Annotated in this window: 2 protein-coding genes; both read right to left on the reverse strand. The window is 70.4% G+C overall.

Annotated elements, in window-relative coordinates; all coding sequences use genetic code 11:
• Positions 1 to 92: 92 nt before the first annotated feature.
• Complete coding sequence (istB, locus tag H6A16_RS10460; protein ID WP_204618955.1) at positions 93 to 848, reverse strand: IS21-like element helper ATPase IstB; 756 nt, start codon at positions 846 to 848, stop codon at positions 93 to 95.
• Entirely contained in the window at positions 841 to 2,343 is a 1,503-nt protein-coding gene (gene istA / locus H6A16_RS10465; RefSeq protein ID WP_239458341.1) for an IS21 family transposase, read from the reverse strand. Before istA ends, istB begins: the two co-directional genes overlap by 8 nt.
• Between the last annotated feature and the right edge of the window lie 158 nt (positions 2,344 to 2,501).

The following is a 2,501-nucleotide window of genomic DNA, read 5'->3' on the forward strand; positions in this document are numbered from 1 at the left end:
TGTGTTTGGTCAAGTCCGTCTTTCTGAAATGATCACGGAAAACTTTCGGGTTTGGGCACGCAACTTTTTCGGGTTCGGTCACGGGCGCGCCGCTAGCTTCCCGACTTGCCCAGCATGAGTGACTCCTCGAGACGGTGGCTTGGGCCGCCGAACTCGACGAGCCTGCCGTGGTGGACGACGCGGTCCACGATCGCGGCGGCGAGCTTGTCGTCCGCGAAGACCGTGCCCCACCGGCTGAACTCGACGTTCGTGGTGAACACTATGCTCCTCCTTTCGTAAGAGTCGGATATGACCTGGTAGAGCAGGCGCGCGCCGTCGACGTCGAAGGGGACGTAGCCGAACTCGTCGAGGATCACGAGCTCGGCCCTGCCGACGTCCGCCAGCAGCCTGTCGAGCGTCCCCTCGCGCTTCGCCTTGCCGAGCTGCAGCACCAGCGTCGCCGTCTGGAAGAAGCGCACGGGCACCCCGCGCCGGGTCGCCTCGATGCCGAGGGCCGTCGCCACGTGCGTCTTGCCGCGGCCGGTCGGGCCGTGGAGGACGAGGTCCTCGGCGCGCCCCACGAAGTCGAGCGAGAGCATCTCGTCTCGGCCCCAGCCCTCGGGAAAGCGCACGTTGGACCAGTCGAACCCCTCCACGGCCTTGGGCACGGGGAAGCGGGCCTGGCGCAGCAGCCGGGCGCGCTTCGACCGCTCGCGGGACTCGAGCTCGCGCGCGAGCATCCCCGAGCACGCGGCGAGCTGGCCCGGGGTCGCCGTCTCGAGGAACCACGCTATCGTCGCCTTCGATATGAACAGCGACCTGGCGCGCGAGGAGAACTCCTCGCGCTCGGCGTCCGGGATCCTAGGCACTGGCGGCGCCCCCCTCCAGCAGCTCGAAGGCCCGGTCGTACCCCGCGAGGTCGACCGGCTCGTCGTACTCGACGGACGCGTCGCCGGCGGCCGCCCTGGCGGCGGCGAGCTCCAGGGTGGCGGCGTCGACGCCGCCCGTGGCCCCGAGCGACCTCAGCGCGCCCTCCACGGTCGCCGCCCAGCCCCGCCTGGCGCTCACGTCGCGCAGCGCCCTGAGGTCGGCTCCGAGGTCGGCGGGCGACTCGGAGTCGAGGAAGGCCACGAGCTGCTCGGGCAGGGACCCGCGCACGACGCTGTCGCGCCAGCCGCCCGGGCGGATCGCGAGCAGCCTCAGCTGCAGGGTCGGGTCCGCGGAGTCGGTCGGCGCGTCGCCCCACTCGCGCGGGTACTCGGCGACGACCTCGCCCCCGGCGCCGACGACCGTGACGTCGAAGGCGCCCATCGCGACGGCGACCTCTCGCGAGGCGTTGGCGGGCCCCGCCGAGTAGCGGTGCTCGCCGCCCGCCCTGAACGAGCCCTGCTTGTCGCACCTCCTGGTGAGCCACGTCACGCACGCGAACGGAGCCGCGGGCAGCGGCGAGAGCGCGGCGCGGTCGTCCCCGAAGAGCTCGGACTCGCTCGCGCCCTTGCGGTAGTGCGGCTTGCCGTCCGAGAGCGCCAGGCACGTCCCGAGCAGCCGCCCGTTGTAGGCCTTCACGTCCCAGACCTGCGGGACCGGGACGAAGAGGTTGCGCCTGAGCGTCCCGACCTTGTTCTCCACGGAGCCCTTCTCGTTCCCCGAGTAGGGGTTGGTGAAGCTGTAGTCGAGCCCGTAGTGCGCGGCGAACCGGCGGAAGAGCGCCGAGGTCCTCATCTCGGCGCCGACCCTGCGGCCGACCTCGGTGGCGTTGTCGAACACGGCCCGCAGCGGCACGCCCCCGAGGAACTCGAAGACGTCGCGGAGCCCCTGGCAGACGCACTCCGCGGTCTCGCCCCAGAAGACCTGCGCGAGCCCGACGTTTGAGTGCGGGAACGTGACCACGAGGAAGTGGCCGCGGGTGACGACGCCTCGCACGCGGAAGTCGGCCTGCCCGAAGTCGACCTGGCACTCGCCCGGGAGCCAGTCGAGCAGCAGGAACCCCTGCGCCTCGCGGGCGTCGAGCTCGGCGGCGAGCTCCTCGCGCCTCCTCCTCACGTACCTCCTGACGGTCGAGTACGAGCCCTCGAAGCCCTTCTCCGCGACGAGCCGGTCGAAGACCCTCTTCGCGGTGTGGCGCTGCTTGTACCAGCAGCGCCTGTCCTCGAGCAGCCACGAATCGACCAGCGCCGCGAAGGGCTCGAGCAGGGGCGACTCGGGCGCCCTGCCGACCGCCGGCGGCCTCTCGGAGAGGTCCGGCTCCCTCAGGTACTTCCTCACCGTGGGCTCGGAGACCCCGGTGTCCCGGGCGATCGAGGCGACGCTCGCCCCGCCCCTCCCGAGCCTTCTGATATCGTCGATCTTGTCCACGCCGATCATTTCCTTCCCGGCCTCCCATCGTCGCAACCGTAGCGGCGACAACGTTAGGCCCCGTTGGGGATGGTCGGCGTGCCCATGCCCAAACCCGAAAGTTTTTCGTGACCATTCCCGAAAGCTCCGGGTGATCAAATCCGCAAGTCAGACGTTATCAAACACAT

Source organism: Collinsella tanakaei (assembly GCF_016900375.1).
In the GTDB taxonomy this organism is placed as follows: domain Bacteria; phylum Actinomycetota; class Coriobacteriia; order Coriobacteriales; family Coriobacteriaceae; genus Collinsella.

Bases quoted from the DNA above. Each gene is read 5' to 3' on its own strand.
- istA (WP_239458341.1), bottom strand. From the start codon at position 2,343: ATGATCGGCGTGGACAAGATCGACGATATCAGAAGGCTCGGGAGGGGC.